The following is a 15,265-nucleotide window of genomic DNA, read 5'->3' on the forward strand; positions in this document are numbered from 1 at the left end:
GACCAACGTCCCGCAAAGCGACCGATTACCCCGAGGGGGTCAAGTGCCGGTTTCAGTACATGGCCGAAGACGGTCGAACTCACCTGCGGTTCGACAACATAGCAGACCATCATACGGTTGATCACCACCACTGCCACACGCCCGATCGCGTATATGAGATATCGAGTATATCGGTCTCAAACCCCATGTCCGGAAGCTCCATACCGAGATAGACGACCGTCATGAGAGGTGACCCACCATGCCCGACGAACCCAATACCACCATGCTCGACGACTCCGACGATGTCAACAGTACCAGCTCTGGCGATGAGGAAGTCGTGATGGATGATATCGAAGCCGAGGCGGGCATCCTCGAGGATCGCGATCCTGAAGATTACCCCTCGGTACTCCGGATCACGTCTAACTCCGAACAGACGTACCGTGAAGACGCGTTTGACCGGCTAGAGCGTTGGAAAGCTGGGGAAGAGGTGCCGCACGTCATCAACTTCCAGAATCCGAGTGACCTCCGAGCGCTTCTCACTGATCGTCACGTCGAGCGCCTCCGAAGCATCATGGCCGAGCGCCCGGACAGCATCCGCCAGTTGGCCGAGCGTCTCGACTGCGATACCTACGACACCATCGAGGTCAGTCTCGATATTTCGACACTACACCCAGCCGACGACGCTGCCCTAGGGTGAGTTCGACCTTGCCGACGGCAGATCGATCAGTCGTCGTCGCCCGTTTTACTGACTGCATCCCGCTCGTCGAGAACCTGATCCCGGACAGTTGCCTCCTCGTCCGATCGATCAGGAGTCCCCTGCGCTCTGAAAGTACGGCAGTGGGCTGTCGGCTAACTCCACACCAGAGATGCCGGCGGGCACGGCCATTCGCTGACTGTCCCGAATCGTTCTTCGACTACATCCGTTGGGGTCGATCCCACACCGAGGTTGTTGATGAGGTGATCGAGCCTTGCCTCCATCTGCTCGAACTGGTACCGCATCTTGCGGACTTAGATTCCTTCCCAGAGGAAGAGTTCGACGGCCCCGCTTTCGAGAGGTCATGTTAACTGCTCTGTTGAATAGATGCTGAGTCACGGTTACAACGGCTCACACAGTGGTTCTATGTTGGTGATGGCGAACATCAGGACGATTTCACGGAACTGGCGATACCAGCCGAGCGCTCGCACGGCATCGCCGAGCGAGCGCTTCGTCGTCGAGTACGATGTTTCGGCCATCCACCGCTGAGAGTAACCGTTCGCTCGATTGAGCGCGTTGTTCGCGGCTGCGTTCGCTGACGAGCCGCGGTAGTGAACGAGGTACTCGACGTCATGTGCGGCGATTTCGTACTCGGAATGCCAGTCTTGGAAGCCGTTGTCGGCGGCGACGGACTGCAGGTCGTCCGCGTTCCGGCGGACGACCTGCGGTCCGGTCTTCGTATCGTGCTTCCACCGTGCGTTGATGTGGACATCGAGAACAGCAAGCGATTCCACATCAGTCAATGTCGTCACTTTCAGCGTCTGTATTGTCCGTCCTGCCCGCTGGCGGAAGTACGATGACGCACGTAGCCGGTCGAAAAACGTGCTGTCGAGCGCAGCGTGGCCGGACTGCGGGTGCTGCTGCGCGGAGACGCGCAGCAGCGCCCGCCACACCCACATTTTCAGCCGATCAAACGACTTGTAGATCGTCGTGTGATCGGGGAGCTCGTCCCGATCTAGGTTGAGAGCGTCACGAACCTCGTCCATGTACTTCAGCCGATTCGGCGTTTCACGGTAGCTGTGGGTTTCTTCGACGCGAAAACAGTGGAGGACGACGTGAACCCAGCGGGCGAACCCGCCGCTGGCGGGCTCGCCCGCGTGCTTCCCCAACGCTTGTTTAGCTAGGTGACGACACTGCTCGATGAAGTCGAGGATGTCGATCTCCATGTCAGGTTCGATTTCCTCGGCTTCACCCTTCTAAACCAGTGATATCGGCTGATAAGATCGCTCTTCAACAGAGCAATGTTAACCGATTCAATAAGATCTCTAAGAAAATTGGATCTGACCAACGGAATTCAAATCAAAACACTCCAAGCAAATTTACCTTGAGTCGGAGTTCGTCAATACAGATGACAACCTCCTGCTCATCCTCTGCCCCAATATGACTTCCAACCGAGATGCCAGAGTATATCAAAATATCATCATACGCTCCGCTTGGAATTCTCCGCCTACGTTCAAATCCCCCTTTCTATACTATTATATTACTTACTCTGGATTTTACGCAGTAGGCTAATCTACTGATTCCCACAGTCATGAGCCTTCAAACGCAAATAAAACACATATAATGTCCGTACAGGCATTACGCAGAATTTCAAGGGTTTTCGCAGTTTTTTATCTGTTTTACGCAGCTATGAAAAATAGATTACGGACCTTCCAGAAATAGATTACGGAGTTTTGGTAATAATTCGATCATATCACGACGGGGTTGATTTTTGCCGCCAAACTTCGAGTATATGTGATGGGAGATCTCTTAGATGTCTAAGATTTCTTCTAGGTCTTTGCCAGTTAAGCCTGCCTGTATCACGGCTGGATAATAATCCCGGTTCTTCTCAAGTGCTTCATCGTGCTGGCGCTTGTGCTTTGCATTTAGTTCATCAAATTGGATATCAAGTTCACTCCGGAGATTACTCGGCAGATACATTAGGACGCTCTCGCGGTCCTTGATCGGATCTCCAGAATCAGTACAATCTAGTTCAAGCGAATTACTGTTTTCATTTTCTCCACTACCATCTGTATTTTCTTCTTTGTCCGCAGGGATATTATGGCCTTGTTCCTCACTACCCTCATCTGTTTTGTTTGTCTCAACTGAAACATTAGATGAATATTTATCAATAAATCTATTTGGTTGCTCTTCGGAATCTGTCATACTATTACCCCCATACCTACAGTAATACCGTTAAATCTCCTAGTTATATTTGGCAAATAGACACTTTTTCTGGTTGGAAGGCCTCGATCTATGAGATACCTAAACGATAGAATATTGTCTACGGGAATGCCTCTATAGCTGTTTTTGACCTCTTTGAGAACCAATCTGAGTTGTCGACGGGTACGTATTGCGCCTACGCGTCCTGATTCCAAATGGGATCTGTCATAGGGATGATCAACTTTAGTGGCCTTTGTCTTCATCTTATCTAAGAGGGCATAATCCTCTAAGATCAATTAATTTTTGCCATCTGGGTATTTGTCTACTAGAACTAATAATAGAATGGGACGGTAGTCTGGACTCTACAGAGGATCCCATACGGAGCCCATGAAGTAATTATGAAATACCCCAGATACTCGATTGCTGACCGAGGCTATGATATCAGATTGATGGGGGGTATCCACCGGCAGTCGAGAGTATTCACCCTGCGAGGAGTCCCGCTCGGAACGTTTTTATTTACAGCAGTTCAGTTGGCTTCGGTTTTCTTAGAGATCTTAGCACATATTGATATTGGAGAATTTGATGTCAAACTCATCTGTCTGGCGACGCTCCGCTGAGACTGGCATAGCCTCTCGTGGTGGACATATAAAGAGTTCATCAATATGGTTCGACGTGCTGCGTGGCCGGCTATCACAGTGCGTTGACCCGTCCCTACGAACCGAACACCGGACGATCAGTCCACCACTAACCACCGATCGAACAAGCCAGCAGGAGTGGCTACGCTGTCACATCGGTGATTGACCGCCGCCGACAGCGGCAGCTCTGCGTCGATCCACATAATTCTCTCGTCGAGACCGCTAGTACAACCGTTTCGATAAAGAACTCAGATTTCAGATACAGTTAGCCGAGGATATATTATGACGTGCTAAGTATAGCTGCCCAGAAGAATACAAGCAAATCTAAACCGTCGGATGCCATTCTTTTTACACGTTGTCTAATCCGTAACTCTAATTGGGAGGTATTTTGAACGGGCTGCTCTTGCCCATTCGCAGTTCAGCCCCAGCATTCAGTTCCTCAAGGGTGATACTACATTTTCGATCCATCGGCGCGAGAAGTTCAATCTCATCGGTATTCGTATTCCAGACGGTGACCGGTCGCCGTATCAGATTGGAATTTTTACTCTCGTAAATCCCAGTGATCGTTTGAACGTAATCCATTCCTGGGCAGGCAAGTTTCGGGCTTTCTCTACTCTGCTTGAGGTATTTGTTCAGTGTATCAATAGCATAATTTTCTATATTCCGTAATGGGGTATTATCAATATTACACGGAGGATTTCTATTCTCTAAATATCCTTTGATACTGGTTTCCGAGAGCATATTAATGACTTTTGCAGCAGCCGCTCGGTTTTCGAATATCCAGGTCGATTTTCCGGGCTTTTCCGTGAACATCGCGTATTTTTTGACGTACATTCCCTTATTATTGTGGTCAGAAATGATCTCAATTTCGGAATCCATTATTGTATTATAGTGAATAGAATGTTGTGGCTTTCCGTGGAGATCTGCCCGTGGATGCCCTGATTGTCCTGGGTAGAGTGTCCACCGATATCCCGCTCCGTCAAGCCACGATGCTGCTTGTTCCACAGCAGTACGATGGGGTAATGATTCAAGCGGATCACCAATATGGCCTTTATTCGGATCAAAGGCAGAACTTGGAACAACAATTTGTTCAACATAGTCAGCAAAAAGTTCGGAAGTGAGTTTAAGTGAGATCTCCGTTGGTGCCCAAGAAACTTTTCGACGGAGGATAGTCTTTTCAGTAACACCATCTTGCTCCGAAATATGCTCAAACGCAGGCTTGTAGTCCGTCTCCCACTCTTTGTCAGAGCAGCCGATTAATGACTGAAGTGACGGTGGTTTGCTAGTACCTATGTGATAGAAATTCGATCCGTGTTGAATTCCAACGCCGTTGTACCAGAGCGTGATTGCCCAGAGAATTGTAAGGCGTTCTTTCGTAATTGCATCAGAGTTTACGGCTGGCGACGACAATGGGGTATCTGGAGGCTTGATTTTTCCCATATTTCCTCCTTGACGCTAAGTCAGTATATATTTTGTGCGAATATAGTATATATGGCAGAGATATTACACACACATATATTTGTTTTATATACCTTACCAAGTATTTTCAAATTCTCGTTGGAACGACTTGGTAAGGTTGGATACTAATAGTATTTAGTGTCAGGCGTGGACTCGGACCAACTCAATGGTGACACCCACTACGTGACCGCGTTCAACGGAGAGACGTGGAACGGTGGGTTCGATCTTCCCTTCTGTCGGACGCGATTTCTCCAACATGGACTGCGGTGGCCCTTCGGTGACATCGCGTACGCCGACATGATACAAGTGGTTGACCGGTTCAATACACACGATCAGAGTGATCTCGTTGGCGTGTATGATGTTCTTGTTGGTGAGGAGACGTGCGACCCGTTTGACGATAGCGCCGAAGCTGTTGATGCGTTCCAGACCGGCGACTGGCTTCCACTCTGTAAGCACAATCTGGCCGACATCCAGCGAACCCGGAAGTTGGCTGAACTGGCCGGGCAGTTTGTCGCTCAGTCGGATTTCAAGATGAAGAATCTCCAGCCACCGCATCGATGAAGGATTCATCGTGAACGAAATGCCGCGAGATGTAGAGCAGCATGTCGATGGAATAGCTGGGTGTCTACCTTCGTCACAGATCACAACTGTGCGATGGCTACTTGCGACCCGCGGTCACGCTGATTTTTTTAGAGTAGTACTTTCGCCTCGCTCACCCGAAGTATAAATCACAGAGTCTGTAATCTTGAGGTGAGGGGGCAAAGCTGAGTCGGTCTCACCGACCGAACCAGCTCTAAAACAGTGTCACACGCTCCCTCTCCCCCTGAAAGGAGCCGCCGATTTCGTGAGAATGACCCCCGATAATCCAGAGACGGTCCGTGGCACCTGCTCATTCTGCGGTGAGAAAGTGACCGGTCGGCACGCGATCATCGAGTATGAAACAGCTAGCGGTGAACCGGGCGTGTGGGCCGAATGCCCCGGCTGTGGCGAAATCGTCGATCCCATCAATGATAAGTAAACAGTTCATCCAACAGATCGTCAGACCTGAGCCGTCATCGACAACACTCTACGAATGCCGTCACTGCGGATACAGCGTCGAGGAGGACATCGATGAATGTCCACAGTGTGGCGCTGACGAGATTGCGGCCTACGATCTCGAGTGATTGCTGAAGAACTCACAGTTGATCGAGCGGGTTCAATGCCTTATGTATCAGCCGAGCGCTCAAGAGGCACCAATTGTTACATAAGGTATGGAGCAGCCGTCACCACCCACCTCGCTCCCAAAATATCTCGCAGAGGGACTCCCGAAACAGGATACGGAGACGCTCCAGGAGATACAAAGCTACGTTGAGGCGCTCATTGAGTATCGCGACCAGTCGGTCGATACCAACGAGCTTCCCGAAGCCGCCGAGCCCGTCGACGAACCCGACAATGCGGAGAGCGGAACCGTCGTCAAAGAGAAGGTCACCTGTGGCGATGACAGTTGTAAGTGCGCCAGCGGGGATCTCGCAGATATGCACGGCCCGTATCTCTATCGGTACTATCGTGAGAATGGGACGATGAAATCAGAGTACATTGGGAAACCAGGCAGTGAGTAAGCGTGAATCGAGCAGGGTAGAATCTCAACGACGCCGGCCCTACAGGCGGTCGGTGATAAATCGACGTTAGAGCGCCCGTGAGTCGTGTGCGACGATGCTGGCAAACGCGACGTTTGCTTGGACCTGCTCAATTTCGACTGTCGGCTCATCACCTGGTTGTCCGCCGGGGACGATCACGACGTAGCCCCGTTCAACCTTCGCGATGCCGTCGCCCTGATCACCAGTCGTTTCGATCGTCACGTCGCGGACCTCACCTTCATTTACCGGCGGACCGCCCGATGTCGGAGCCGTATCTTGTGTAGTCGATTGCTGTTGCTCTTGGTGAGTCTTCTGGTCTGTCGAGGGTTCTGACGCCAAGATCGCGACGCGGTACGTTTCGTTGGCAGCGAGCGTGTCATGTTCGATTTCACTCGCCGGAATATCGACGACATATGACCCATCACGTTCTTCGAGTTGAGCACTGAATACAGAGCGAAGCGAATCAGGAATCTCGATCATCAAGTATCACGAGCATAAGCTACCCACAGTACCTAAATCTCGCGTTTTACGGTCCTCTGAGATGGTAATCCAGTGTGTGCTGAAGAGAACGCGCGTATCTCGAACAGAAGCTCCTCTGAAAACTAGCAGGTCGGATCGGTCAATACAGGGCACACAATCACAGATTCCTAATATTCTAAACCGAGTTGGAGTTTGAATAGTGTATGCGAGGGTAGGTAGCCGGGATTGGCAACGATGTGGTTCTGTATTTGTGTCGGCGACACCCAAACTATATTTTCGGATAGTGCTGCCGCCGGTTCTTCGTACTGATGGATGTAGACGGTCGCGTCGTCAGTCAAATTTTCAAGTTCCTCAACGTTTACTGAAGAACTTCCGGACTTCACTTGTGCGTACGCTGTCTCCGGCTCAGACTCTACCCGACGAAGCACACATTCGATTCCTGGCTGCGCCCGCGACGTTGAGGACTTGACGACGTGCCATCCCTGTGATTGGAGATAGTCGATTACGATGTCTTCCGTCTCAACGGGATCGAGCAGGTCAAATACACGTGACAGATCGTTCTTTTCGACTTGTTCGGTCACCTTGGCAAGGTCCACAAATTCGGTTATCTGGTCCGGGTTCTCATTGAATAGTTCCGTCGTGTACCGTTTCGCGCTCTCGGTTTTCCCACCCTTCGGCCGTGCCATCGTGGGGACACGGGGAGCGGCGAAGTACCGCTTGATATACCCGGGAACGAGTGCCGGTTCGATGATTCTCCAAGTCGCATCACGGTAGTTGTGAATATCATTTCGCGTCCACTCGTCGGTCTCGTCCGTCGAGACGGGATGCTGCTTCCAGTCCGACTCGATGTGGCAGAGAGCGTATTCGCTTCCCTCATTCACCCAGACATAGTCCTCTCCTGATGCTCTCTGAATCATAGCCCGTATCGGGAACCGAACGTTATCGTACTGGTCGGTCGCTCCGTTCTCCCTGTGGACTTCAAGCGCCTCCTCTTTCGAATCGTAGCGATCTTCCAATCCCCAACCCGTCCCGACAATACACTTTCGTTTACAGAGTTCGTATGGAGTAGTGCCTTCTGCTGCGGAGTTGGGTTGAATCTTCAACGCCCAGATAGTCGGGTGCTCCGTCATATATCAGGAATCTTACTTGCCGTTGGATGATCAGGCCCCTCCCACGACGCTACCGTGTTTCCGTCCGTGTTGTAGATGACGAGTGACTCGCCTCGTCCGATAGAAGTAACGGGGAGAGCGTCCGAATCGTCGAACTCTGCGACCTTGTAGTAGAAGTCCGGGTCAGTAGGTGCCTTCCACTCGTCAAATTTGACTGCACTAAAGCGCCGGTCGTCGGGAGCGAGTTCGTTTCTGCTGGGAGGTGCTGGCATTCGTTTTTGATTGCTTTTCAATAATAATCATTCTTCCCACCCACTATGTCATTCCGATTTCTCCACAGTTCAACTGAGTTTCTTCAGAGTTCGATGGAGAGGCCCGATCGGTTCGCAGGCTCAATCTACTGGCTAGTTCATCGAGAATAAGACGAAATAAACGGGGTAAACGTTGGTGAGCGATTTAGGAGGAACAGCATGTGGCGCAACAATCTCGTGAGGTATATGATAGCGAGGACAAGGTGCCGAGCCTTCACAAATCATCGGTGACAGGCGCTAAAATGCCTCCAGAGTTCAGCTGATAGGCTTCCCAGTAGTCGCTTCTTGAAGACTCAACTGACGTGGACGTCTCCCCATTATCTCAGTTTCACGTTCAACCAGAGCGCCACCAGCGACAGTGGCGTCCTCTCGATAGCACGCTCTCGCGGTCACTGCCCACAGCGCTGGCAGCACCTCATCGAGTAACGGCCACGGCTCTGTGAGTTCCAGCAAGACATCGCCAGCGAACCCGACTTCCTCTGGTGAGACTGGTCCATCTGGCCCGTGATGCTCCCGAGCTGTCCGTAACGCTCCAGCCGCAGCGTGGACGTCGTTGCTGACGGTCGGATCGCTCACCCACTGTGGGTGGATATCCTGGTACCGCTCAGGCAGTTCTCCGTCGTCCCAGTCCGTTTCTACAAACGACAGCTGGAGTCGGTAGCCAGCATCCGTCATCGCGACGATTCCGGCGTCAACGAGGTCGGGGAGGTGGTCACGAAGCGAGCGAGCCGACACGCCGGCTCTCTCGGCGAGTGCTGACTGCGTCAGGAATTCATCGGCATTAGCGAGTGCCACGAGGGCCTTTCGCGGCGTTGACGACACATCCCGGAGGACCTGCTCTGGTGACAGTGCTGCGATGATACGCCGGAGCTCTACAGATCGGATATGTCGCGTCTCGACTTCTGGCTCCAAGGCACGGGCGACGCCGTTCGCGATAGCGAGCGGCGACCGACACAGCCCGTGGAGTACCGATACTGCCTCTGGAGTCGCGAGAAGATTCTTCGCCTCGAGCGCTTCCTCGAGCAGATCCCGGTACTGGGCTCGGCTCGTCGACGTCTGAACAGGAACGCGGACGCCAATCTCGGGGGCATCATCCCGGATGTCCTTCGGCGAGACATTGGACCGAAGCTTCTCAGCGAACACTTCCTGGCGCTCGCCGTAATCGGCAAATAGACACCACGAGCCGATGAGTTCACCGAACGGCTCTGCGGCGTCGACATCAACGTCCATCGACCAGCGGAGGACCTCATCACGGTCCTCGAACAGTTGCCGGAACACCGATGCCATCCCGTACTTCGACCCAATCGCCGAGTTGATCCCGACGAACTTCGCGATACTCGAGAGCTTCTCGTCATCGAAATCACTCTTGAACCGGGGCATCTGACCGATACGGAGGACATCAACACCGGCGAAATCCAGTAATCGGGTCATCACGCCGATCACACCGAGAGACTCGGTGAGAATCTTCGTCCGGAAGGCTGTCCGAGAGTTATACTCGCGGTACTCGCCGTGAGTCATGTCCCGCGTCATTTCGCAAATCTCCTCGAGAACAGCTTGTATTCGGTCCCCAAACTCACCGATATCATCAACTAGCTCGTCTTCCTCAGCGATCCACCCGAGGCACGCACTATTTTGGAGAACGCCAGGTGCCTCTTGGAGGAGCCGGCGGAAGTCGCCATTCTCGTCGAGCCGGTCGTCAGTTAGCAGATTGTCCCAGACAAATGTATCACCCAACGAGCGAGCAGTACAGACTGCCCACTGAATCGGATTGTCGACTTCGGCGGCTACAGCGAGGCGATTCTCGTCCCAGTCCATGTAGCGGCGGGGAGCCGCTCGATCGTCCCACTCGGAGACCGCCGCATCGACGGTTGCGACGCCATTCTCGGGGGTCGCCGCGACGGCGGCTTGGTACGTAGAGCGGGGAAGCGGCTGGATGGTGTGGAGTGCTGGGAGGCGGTCGCGGCTCCACCCGGTTCCCCCCTCACGTGTGTGCGCGGGTCTAGACTCCAGATTGTCGGCGGATTTTCCGGTCCGACTCACAAAATTCTGAAGGGGTTTCTGTCGCGTTCCAGATCCGCGGATTTCTTCGAGGAAACGCACGCCAGCCGGGCGAATTGCGACTTTGCTCCCGTCGCTGGTCGCGATGCGATCGGTCACGAGTTCGTGTTTGCGAAGCTGCCGCAGCTGGTACGCGACGTTGTTCCGGGACTGGTCAGGGTCATCGTACGGAGCAGCCTCATAGAGCGCGTCGTAGGCAGCTGTCTGTCCGGCCTCCGCACCAATACGGGCGAGGATTGCGACAACCTCACCGTCCGTCTCAAGCGCCTCACACGCGGCCGCAACGTGGTCGTCGACAGTTCCGTGAGCGCGCTGGCCTGTATCGCATTGTGAACTCACATCGAACGCTGCCACGTCCGGGACGTTCCCATCCAGCTCGTCGACATCGATCTCCGGATCGTAACTCCAAGCGAAGCGCCGCATCCAGATGGACGACTCAAACACGACCCGGACGTCCACACCGTGACCAAGCCAACTGAGTAGCCGGACCATCTGCCGGCGTTGGTCGGCGTGGCCGATCTCCTGGAATGACTCATCGATTCGCACGGTGAGTGTCGGCGTATGATCTGCGGCTGCGAGCAATGGCTTCACAACCCGGCGAACATCCGCAAGCTCACCAGGGAACCCGATACCAAGCGGGCCGAACTCTGCGCTTCCAAAGCTTTCGAGCAGTTCGAGCGCCTGCTGGTGCTGCTTGGACTCGACGTCCTTACACAAGCTCAACAGCGTCGACGCAACGATCGACCCGTTCAGGCTCTCCGCGTCTGGAAGGGCCTCTCGGTCGACTGTCCCGAGCCGATCGTCGATAATCGATTCAAGCCTCTGCCAGGCGACCCCATCAGCGACACCACCGACGAGTTCGCGCACGGCGAGCGCAATATCGGCTTCGAGGACCTCAACAAGACGCTGCCAGAGTTCACCCGGCCGACTCTCCTTATCGAGGCGGACTGTCCCAGACGACACAGCCGGGTACTGCTGGACCATCCAGAGACCTGCGTCCTCATCACAACGGAGATCTCCAAGCTGACGAGCGCCGTGATCGGGTTTGTCGGATGTCTCTCGCTCTGCTGTGTCGAGGTGCTGGTCGTCTGAGAAGGCTCCTGTAAGGACTTGTACGCCGAGCGGTTGGCCGACGAGGTCGCGGTCCCATTCGTCTTCAAGATCGCCGTAGCGGCCAACCTCGTCGAACTCAGCGCTGGCGTTGCGTGTGTTCGCGAGAAGCGCCGCCCGTTGCTCAACAGCGTTCTCCCACGTGTCCGCTCTCGCTCGACGTCGCAACTGGCTATCTGAATGCTGACTCCCACACCGAGGACACTCACGAGCGGTAGCAGCTCCACTACTGACAGTGTCCTCGATGACCCAGTGTTGGCTACAGTTGGAACAGCCAACGACAGCGAAGCGACTCACGCCGCTGGCACACCTCCATGAGCCGGGTGGTCCTGCATAGTGCGCTCTCCGCGCACGTGCTCGACGCTACGGCCGAGATCGGGTAATCGGCCGTCTCAGAGACAGCAGGTCGGATTATCGGCGAAAGCCGGAGATGACTCTCACCACCGCAACCATTAAGACCACTTCGGAAGAAATGAGGAGTAGGAGACTTCCTCGGACAGGTGCCATCCTGTCCCTTCCCAAGCGGCCCCTGCTGCCAACAGGGGAACTTCCCCCCTTTCTAAACATCGCCTAGCAGTGCATACTGCGATGTTGCGCCGGCCTCCGTCTTAATACTCACGCCGAGCGTCAGACATATATCCAATTATTGTTACTTCGTCTCGGTGTCCGTATTCAGGCGGTTTATACACCTCAAAACGGCTAACTGGCAATTATAATGGGTTCCATGTGGGAGCCCTCCTACGAATTCATCCAATCAGCATCCACGCACTCGGATACAGATGTGAGTTCTGTAAACAGCCTCAAGCATTTAGCATCCGACTATCTCAGTACGAATATGTCGTTTCGGGTCAGCTGGCACAATCTCCTTGAGCGGTTAGATGACCTTCCGGAAGGAGCCACGTTCCGGACACCACTCTCAAACGACCGGTTTCAGATCACTGGCGTCCAGGAACACCGTGTCATCATCAGGTTCACAGACAGCGGTGAGTCGCGGCCGCTTCAAAAAGATCAGTTCGAGACGCTATATCGACGAGTCTCAGACTCTCACGACGGATTTGACCTCGATCGGCTTCCACCCGATGCAGATCCGTACCCGACGGTATTGAGTCTCCACCCACGATTTGAGGTGAATGACGACCGGGGTGTGATCATCGAGACAGAAGAGCCGACCACCTCGCTGTTACTCGACGAGGACTCTTCGTCTGAGCCAGATCCTGACGAACGAACGGAGCCAGATCTTGACGTCTACGCGGATGCTCTCTTGCTCGTCGACGCACTGGAACGCCACGAGGTGGAGGCGCTCGAAGGGGTCGAGACGGGGACGCTCATCGATCTGTACACGTTGCTCTCGGACGTTCAACGGAACGCCAACGACCTCCGCAAGGAAATCGCTGACACGCTGTTAGACCGGCTCCATCACGACCGGCCCGTCTCGGGCTCGTACGGTTCGGTCCAGCGGACTGCTCGGACGAACCGCTCGCTAAAAGACGACGACGAAGTGCTGGACACGCTCGAATCAGCTGGGATCGACCGCGACCGGGTGGTGAGTGTTGATCGCGGGAAGGTTGACGATGCCCTCGAGGTGACTGATGTCGCTGAAAGCGATGTCTACGAGACTGAAGAAACCGAGTACGTTCGGAAAGCCGAGGTGGACGAAGATCGCAAGGAGACACGGCTCCAAGGGCTGAAAGACCAACTTGCGGCGAGCGATGCTGACGACGCCGACCAGCTTCGCGACGAAGTCGAAGAGCTCGAATCGCGGATCGAAGAGTTGACCGAATTCAAGTCCGGACAGTCGTATCACACGCGCTCGAGTGGCGACCGATGAGCCGGTCTGGCGACGTGCCGAGGAGGCGAGACACGCCACGGTCGACGTCGGTCCTGACATGGGTGTTCTCGAGCTACCGATCAAGAGTACCAACCCAGTTGGGGGACCAGTTTACTCACGTACTGTTCACCAATCGTCTGCTGAACTCTACTTGATATCACAGTGAACAGATTCGAGTCTGAAAGAAAGACCTAATCCATATACAGAATGGAAAATGGGATATGGCGCAGTTGTCTGCGTATTCCGAGGATCTGTACGAGCTGGTCGCCGCGCTTGACGACCGTGGAGTCCTCCGATCCGGTGAACGCGAAGCATGGGAGGAAGGAATCGACGATGCCGACGAGATAAGCGAGCTGAGAACAACCGAGGAAGCGCTCCACAAAGCGATGCTTAATCGCGAGGGTGTCACCGAGGTCGTCAGCAAGCACACAGCAGAGCGGACGCAGGCGTTTGTCTAGTGATCAACGCGAGTAGCTTGAGGCTCTCGAGCACGGATCGTTTATCAGTGTGATGTGAGAACTGAAGCTATGGGTGGCTCAGATTCACCAACTGTCTCAGTCTCTCTTTCTGGTCCCACGGATATCCCAGCAGTCCTGAAGCGAGCTGGCATCGATCACGTTAGTGTCCATGATCGCCGAATCCTTGCGATCTATCAGACGGCGATTTTCAATGTGACAACTGATCCGGCTCAGATATCGAACGCACAAACACTCAAGATCGAATGCTGGGAGACGCCGATCCCATCTCAAGCTGATGACCGCTCGAAACAAGAGCTTGTTCAAGACTTCACCGACGTGTTCGACTCTGCCGGGGACTATTGAGAGATTCACCCCGGTGGCTCGACCTATTTAGCACAGCAACCACGACCAACATCATAACGAGTATGAGCAATAGAGAGAACGTACGTGTTTAGCCCGAACTGATTTCGCTGCTATCTCATAGAAGGCGCACAACTTAGCCTGTATGAACTGGCAGCAGAGGTTCGCGATGATTCTCAGGGATGGGCTCCGTCGTGGAGCCCATCCCGTTACCTCTGCTGTCTGTACTGGAAGGTGGGATCTGTGAACGGAGGTGATCTCACCAAAGAGGAGTTGCTCTCCCGGTGTTTACAACTTGAACAACGAGTCGAAGAGCTTGAACAAGACAACGCACAGCTCCGAGAGAAGTTACAAGAGAAGGACGAGCGGATCGAAGAACTCGAAACACGTCTTCGCAAATACGAGAATCCGCATACTCCACCCAGCAAGCGACGGTCGGGGACCGACGGGTCCCCGACCTCGCAAGATGACGAAGACGACGATGTCCGAACTGACGGTGGCACTCCCGGTCGGAAGGATGGTCACGATCCGGAGTGGCGTTCTATGGCCGATCCTGACGAAGAAATCGAAGTCACCTGTGACTGTTGTCCTGAGTGTGGCGACCGCTTCGACGAGTCGGTGGGCGTTAGCCCCCGACTCGTCGAGGAGATCCCTGATCCCCAGCCCCCAGAAATCACCCGGTACAACCGCCACTACTACCAGTGTGATTCCTGTGGAACAGAGACAGTTGCGGCTCACCCCGACTGCCCCGATGAGGGGCAGTTCGGGGTGAACGTCATCGCTCAATCAGCTCTGTCACGGTACGATCACCGCCTTCCTTACCGGAAGATCGCTGATCGTTTCGAGCAACTACACGGACTCGAACTCTCGGGTGCATCCGCGTGGCACGCGACCGAGCGCGCTGCGCGCGCCGGTCGCTGTGAGTACGAGCAGATCCGTCAAGAGATTCAGGATGCTGACGTGGTTC

At 54.1% G+C, this 15,265-nt stretch carries 14 protein-coding genes and 1 pseudogene; 7 read left to right on the top strand and 8 right to left on the bottom strand.

What is annotated here, in order from left to right; all coding sequences use genetic code 11:
• The first annotated feature begins 59 nt into the window (after positions 1 to 59).
• Entirely contained in the window at positions 60 to 212 is a 153-nt protein-coding gene (locus tag EXE47_RS19285) for a hypothetical protein (protein ID WP_345775822.1), read from the top strand.
• A 26-nt stretch (positions 213 to 238) separates the two neighbouring features.
• Positions 239 to 676, top strand: a complete 438-nt coding sequence (locus tag EXE47_RS11600) for a transcriptional regulator (RefSeq protein ID WP_089308937.1) — start codon at positions 239 to 241, stop codon at positions 674 to 676.
• Between the two features lie 398 nt (positions 677 to 1,074).
• Here the strand turns inward: EXE47_RS11600 and EXE47_RS11605 are convergent, their stop codons facing one another.
• The 4 genes from EXE47_RS11605 to EXE47_RS18460 form a co-directional block, all read right to left on the bottom strand.
• Complete coding sequence (locus EXE47_RS11605) at positions 1,075 to 1,899, bottom strand: IS5 family transposase (RefSeq protein WP_137708332.1); 825 nt, start codon at positions 1,897 to 1,899, stop codon at positions 1,075 to 1,077.
• A 583-nt stretch (positions 1,900 to 2,482) separates the two neighbouring features.
• Entirely contained in the window at positions 2,483 to 2,878 is a 396-nt protein-coding gene (locus tag EXE47_RS18725) for a hypothetical protein (RefSeq protein WP_199237892.1), read from the bottom strand.
• A 1,004-nt stretch (positions 2,879 to 3,882) separates the two neighbouring features.
• Positions 3,883 to 4,950 (bottom strand): hypothetical protein, encoded by a 1,068-nt coding sequence (locus EXE47_RS11615; protein ID WP_137708333.1) that lies wholly within the window; start codon positions 4,948 to 4,950, stop codon positions 3,883 to 3,885.
• Between the two features lie 159 nt (positions 4,951 to 5,109).
• Positions 5,110 to 5,538, bottom strand: a complete 429-nt coding sequence (locus tag EXE47_RS18460) for a hypothetical protein (protein ID WP_158293605.1) — start codon at positions 5,536 to 5,538, stop codon at positions 5,110 to 5,112.
• 680 nt (positions 5,539 to 6,218) lie between these two features.
• Here EXE47_RS18460 and EXE47_RS11625 point away from each other — a divergent pair.
• Positions 6,219 to 6,566 (top strand): DUF6788 family protein, encoded by a 348-nt coding sequence (locus tag EXE47_RS11625; RefSeq protein WP_089308940.1) that lies wholly within the window; start codon positions 6,219 to 6,221, stop codon positions 6,564 to 6,566.
• A gap of 66 nt (positions 6,567 to 6,632) precedes the next feature.
• Here EXE47_RS11625 and EXE47_RS11630 read toward each other — a convergent pair whose 3' ends face one another.
• From EXE47_RS11630 to EXE47_RS11645, 4 genes are all read right to left on the bottom strand, one after another.
• A complete protein-coding gene (locus EXE47_RS11630; RefSeq protein WP_089308941.1) occupies positions 6,633 to 7,064 on the bottom strand; it encodes a TRAM domain-containing protein in 432 nt (143 codons plus the stop codon).
• Between the two features lie 167 nt (positions 7,065 to 7,231).
• A complete protein-coding gene (locus tag EXE47_RS11635; RefSeq protein ID WP_158293607.1) occupies positions 7,232 to 8,080 on the bottom strand; it encodes a restriction endonuclease in 849 nt (282 codons plus the stop codon).
• A gap of 110 nt (positions 8,081 to 8,190) precedes the next feature.
• A complete protein-coding gene (locus tag EXE47_RS11640; protein ID WP_137708335.1) occupies positions 8,191 to 8,445 on the bottom strand; it encodes a hypothetical protein in 255 nt (84 codons plus the stop codon).
• 294 nt (positions 8,446 to 8,739) lie between these two features.
• A complete protein-coding gene (locus EXE47_RS11645) occupies positions 8,740 to 11,949 on the bottom strand; it encodes a DUF5817 domain-containing protein (RefSeq protein ID WP_394348129.1) in 3,210 nt (1,069 codons plus the stop codon).
• Between the two features lie 538 nt (positions 11,950 to 12,487).
• Here EXE47_RS11645 and EXE47_RS11655 point away from each other — a divergent pair.
• The 4 genes and pseudogenes from EXE47_RS11655 to EXE47_RS11670 form a co-directional block, all read left to right on the top strand.
• On the top strand, positions 12,488 to 13,480 hold the full coding sequence (locus EXE47_RS11655; RefSeq protein WP_137708343.1) for a hypothetical protein: 993 nt from the start codon (positions 12,488 to 12,490) through the stop codon (positions 13,478 to 13,480).
• A 221-nt stretch (positions 13,481 to 13,701) separates the two neighbouring features.
• Positions 13,702 to 13,938, top strand: a complete 237-nt coding sequence (locus EXE47_RS11660) for a hypothetical protein (RefSeq protein WP_137708336.1) — start codon at positions 13,702 to 13,704, stop codon at positions 13,936 to 13,938.
• Between the two features lie 69 nt (positions 13,939 to 14,007).
• The gene (locus EXE47_RS11665; RefSeq protein WP_137708337.1) at positions 14,008 to 14,301 is read left to right on the top strand and encodes a hypothetical protein; all 294 of its coding nucleotides are present in this window, start codon (positions 14,008 to 14,010) and stop codon (positions 14,299 to 14,301) included.
• Between the two features lie 231 nt (positions 14,302 to 14,532).
• Positions 14,533 to 15,265 (top strand): annotated as a pseudogene (locus tag EXE47_RS11670) (IS66 family transposase); the annotation flags it as partial.

This window comes from Halorubrum sp. GN12_10-3_MGM, from assembly GCF_005435235.1.
GTDB lineage: Archaea > Halobacteriota > Halobacteria > Halobacteriales > Haloferacaceae > Halorubrum > Halorubrum ezzemoulense.

Coding starts and splice junctions, on each gene's coding strand:
- EXE47_RS19285 (WP_345775822.1), top strand. CDS start 60: ATGGCCGAAGACGGTCGAACTCACCTGCGGTTCGACAACATAGCAGAC.
- EXE47_RS11600 (WP_089308937.1), top strand. CDS start 239: ATGCCCGACGAACCCAATACCACCATGCTCGACGACTCCGACGATGTC.
- EXE47_RS11605 (WP_137708332.1), bottom strand. CDS start 1,899: ATGGAGATCGACATCCTCGACTTCATCGAGCAGTGTCGTCACCTAGCT.
- EXE47_RS18725 (WP_199237892.1), bottom strand. CDS start 2,878: ATGACAGATTCCGAAGAGCAACCAAATAGATTTATTGATAAATATTCA.
- EXE47_RS11615 (WP_137708333.1), bottom strand. CDS start 4,950: ATGGGAAAAATCAAGCCTCCAGATACCCCATTGTCGTCGCCAGCCGTA.
- EXE47_RS18460 (WP_158293605.1), bottom strand. CDS start 5,538: ATGAATCCTTCATCGATGCGGTGGCTGGAGATTCTTCATCTTGAAATC.
- EXE47_RS11625 (WP_089308940.1), top strand. CDS start 6,219: ATGGAGCAGCCGTCACCACCCACCTCGCTCCCAAAATATCTCGCAGAG.
- EXE47_RS11630 (WP_089308941.1), bottom strand. CDS start 7,064: ATGATCGAGATTCCTGATTCGCTTCGCTCTGTATTCAGTGCTCAACTC.
- EXE47_RS11640 (WP_137708335.1), bottom strand. CDS start 8,445: ATGCCAGCACCTCCCAGCAGAAACGAACTCGCTCCCGACGACCGGCGC.
- EXE47_RS11655 (WP_137708343.1), top strand. CDS start 12,488: ATGTCGTTTCGGGTCAGCTGGCACAATCTCCTTGAGCGGTTAGATGAC.
- EXE47_RS11660 (WP_137708336.1), top strand. CDS start 13,702: ATGGCGCAGTTGTCTGCGTATTCCGAGGATCTGTACGAGCTGGTCGCC.
- EXE47_RS11665 (WP_137708337.1), top strand. CDS start 14,008: ATGGGTGGCTCAGATTCACCAACTGTCTCAGTCTCTCTTTCTGGTCCC.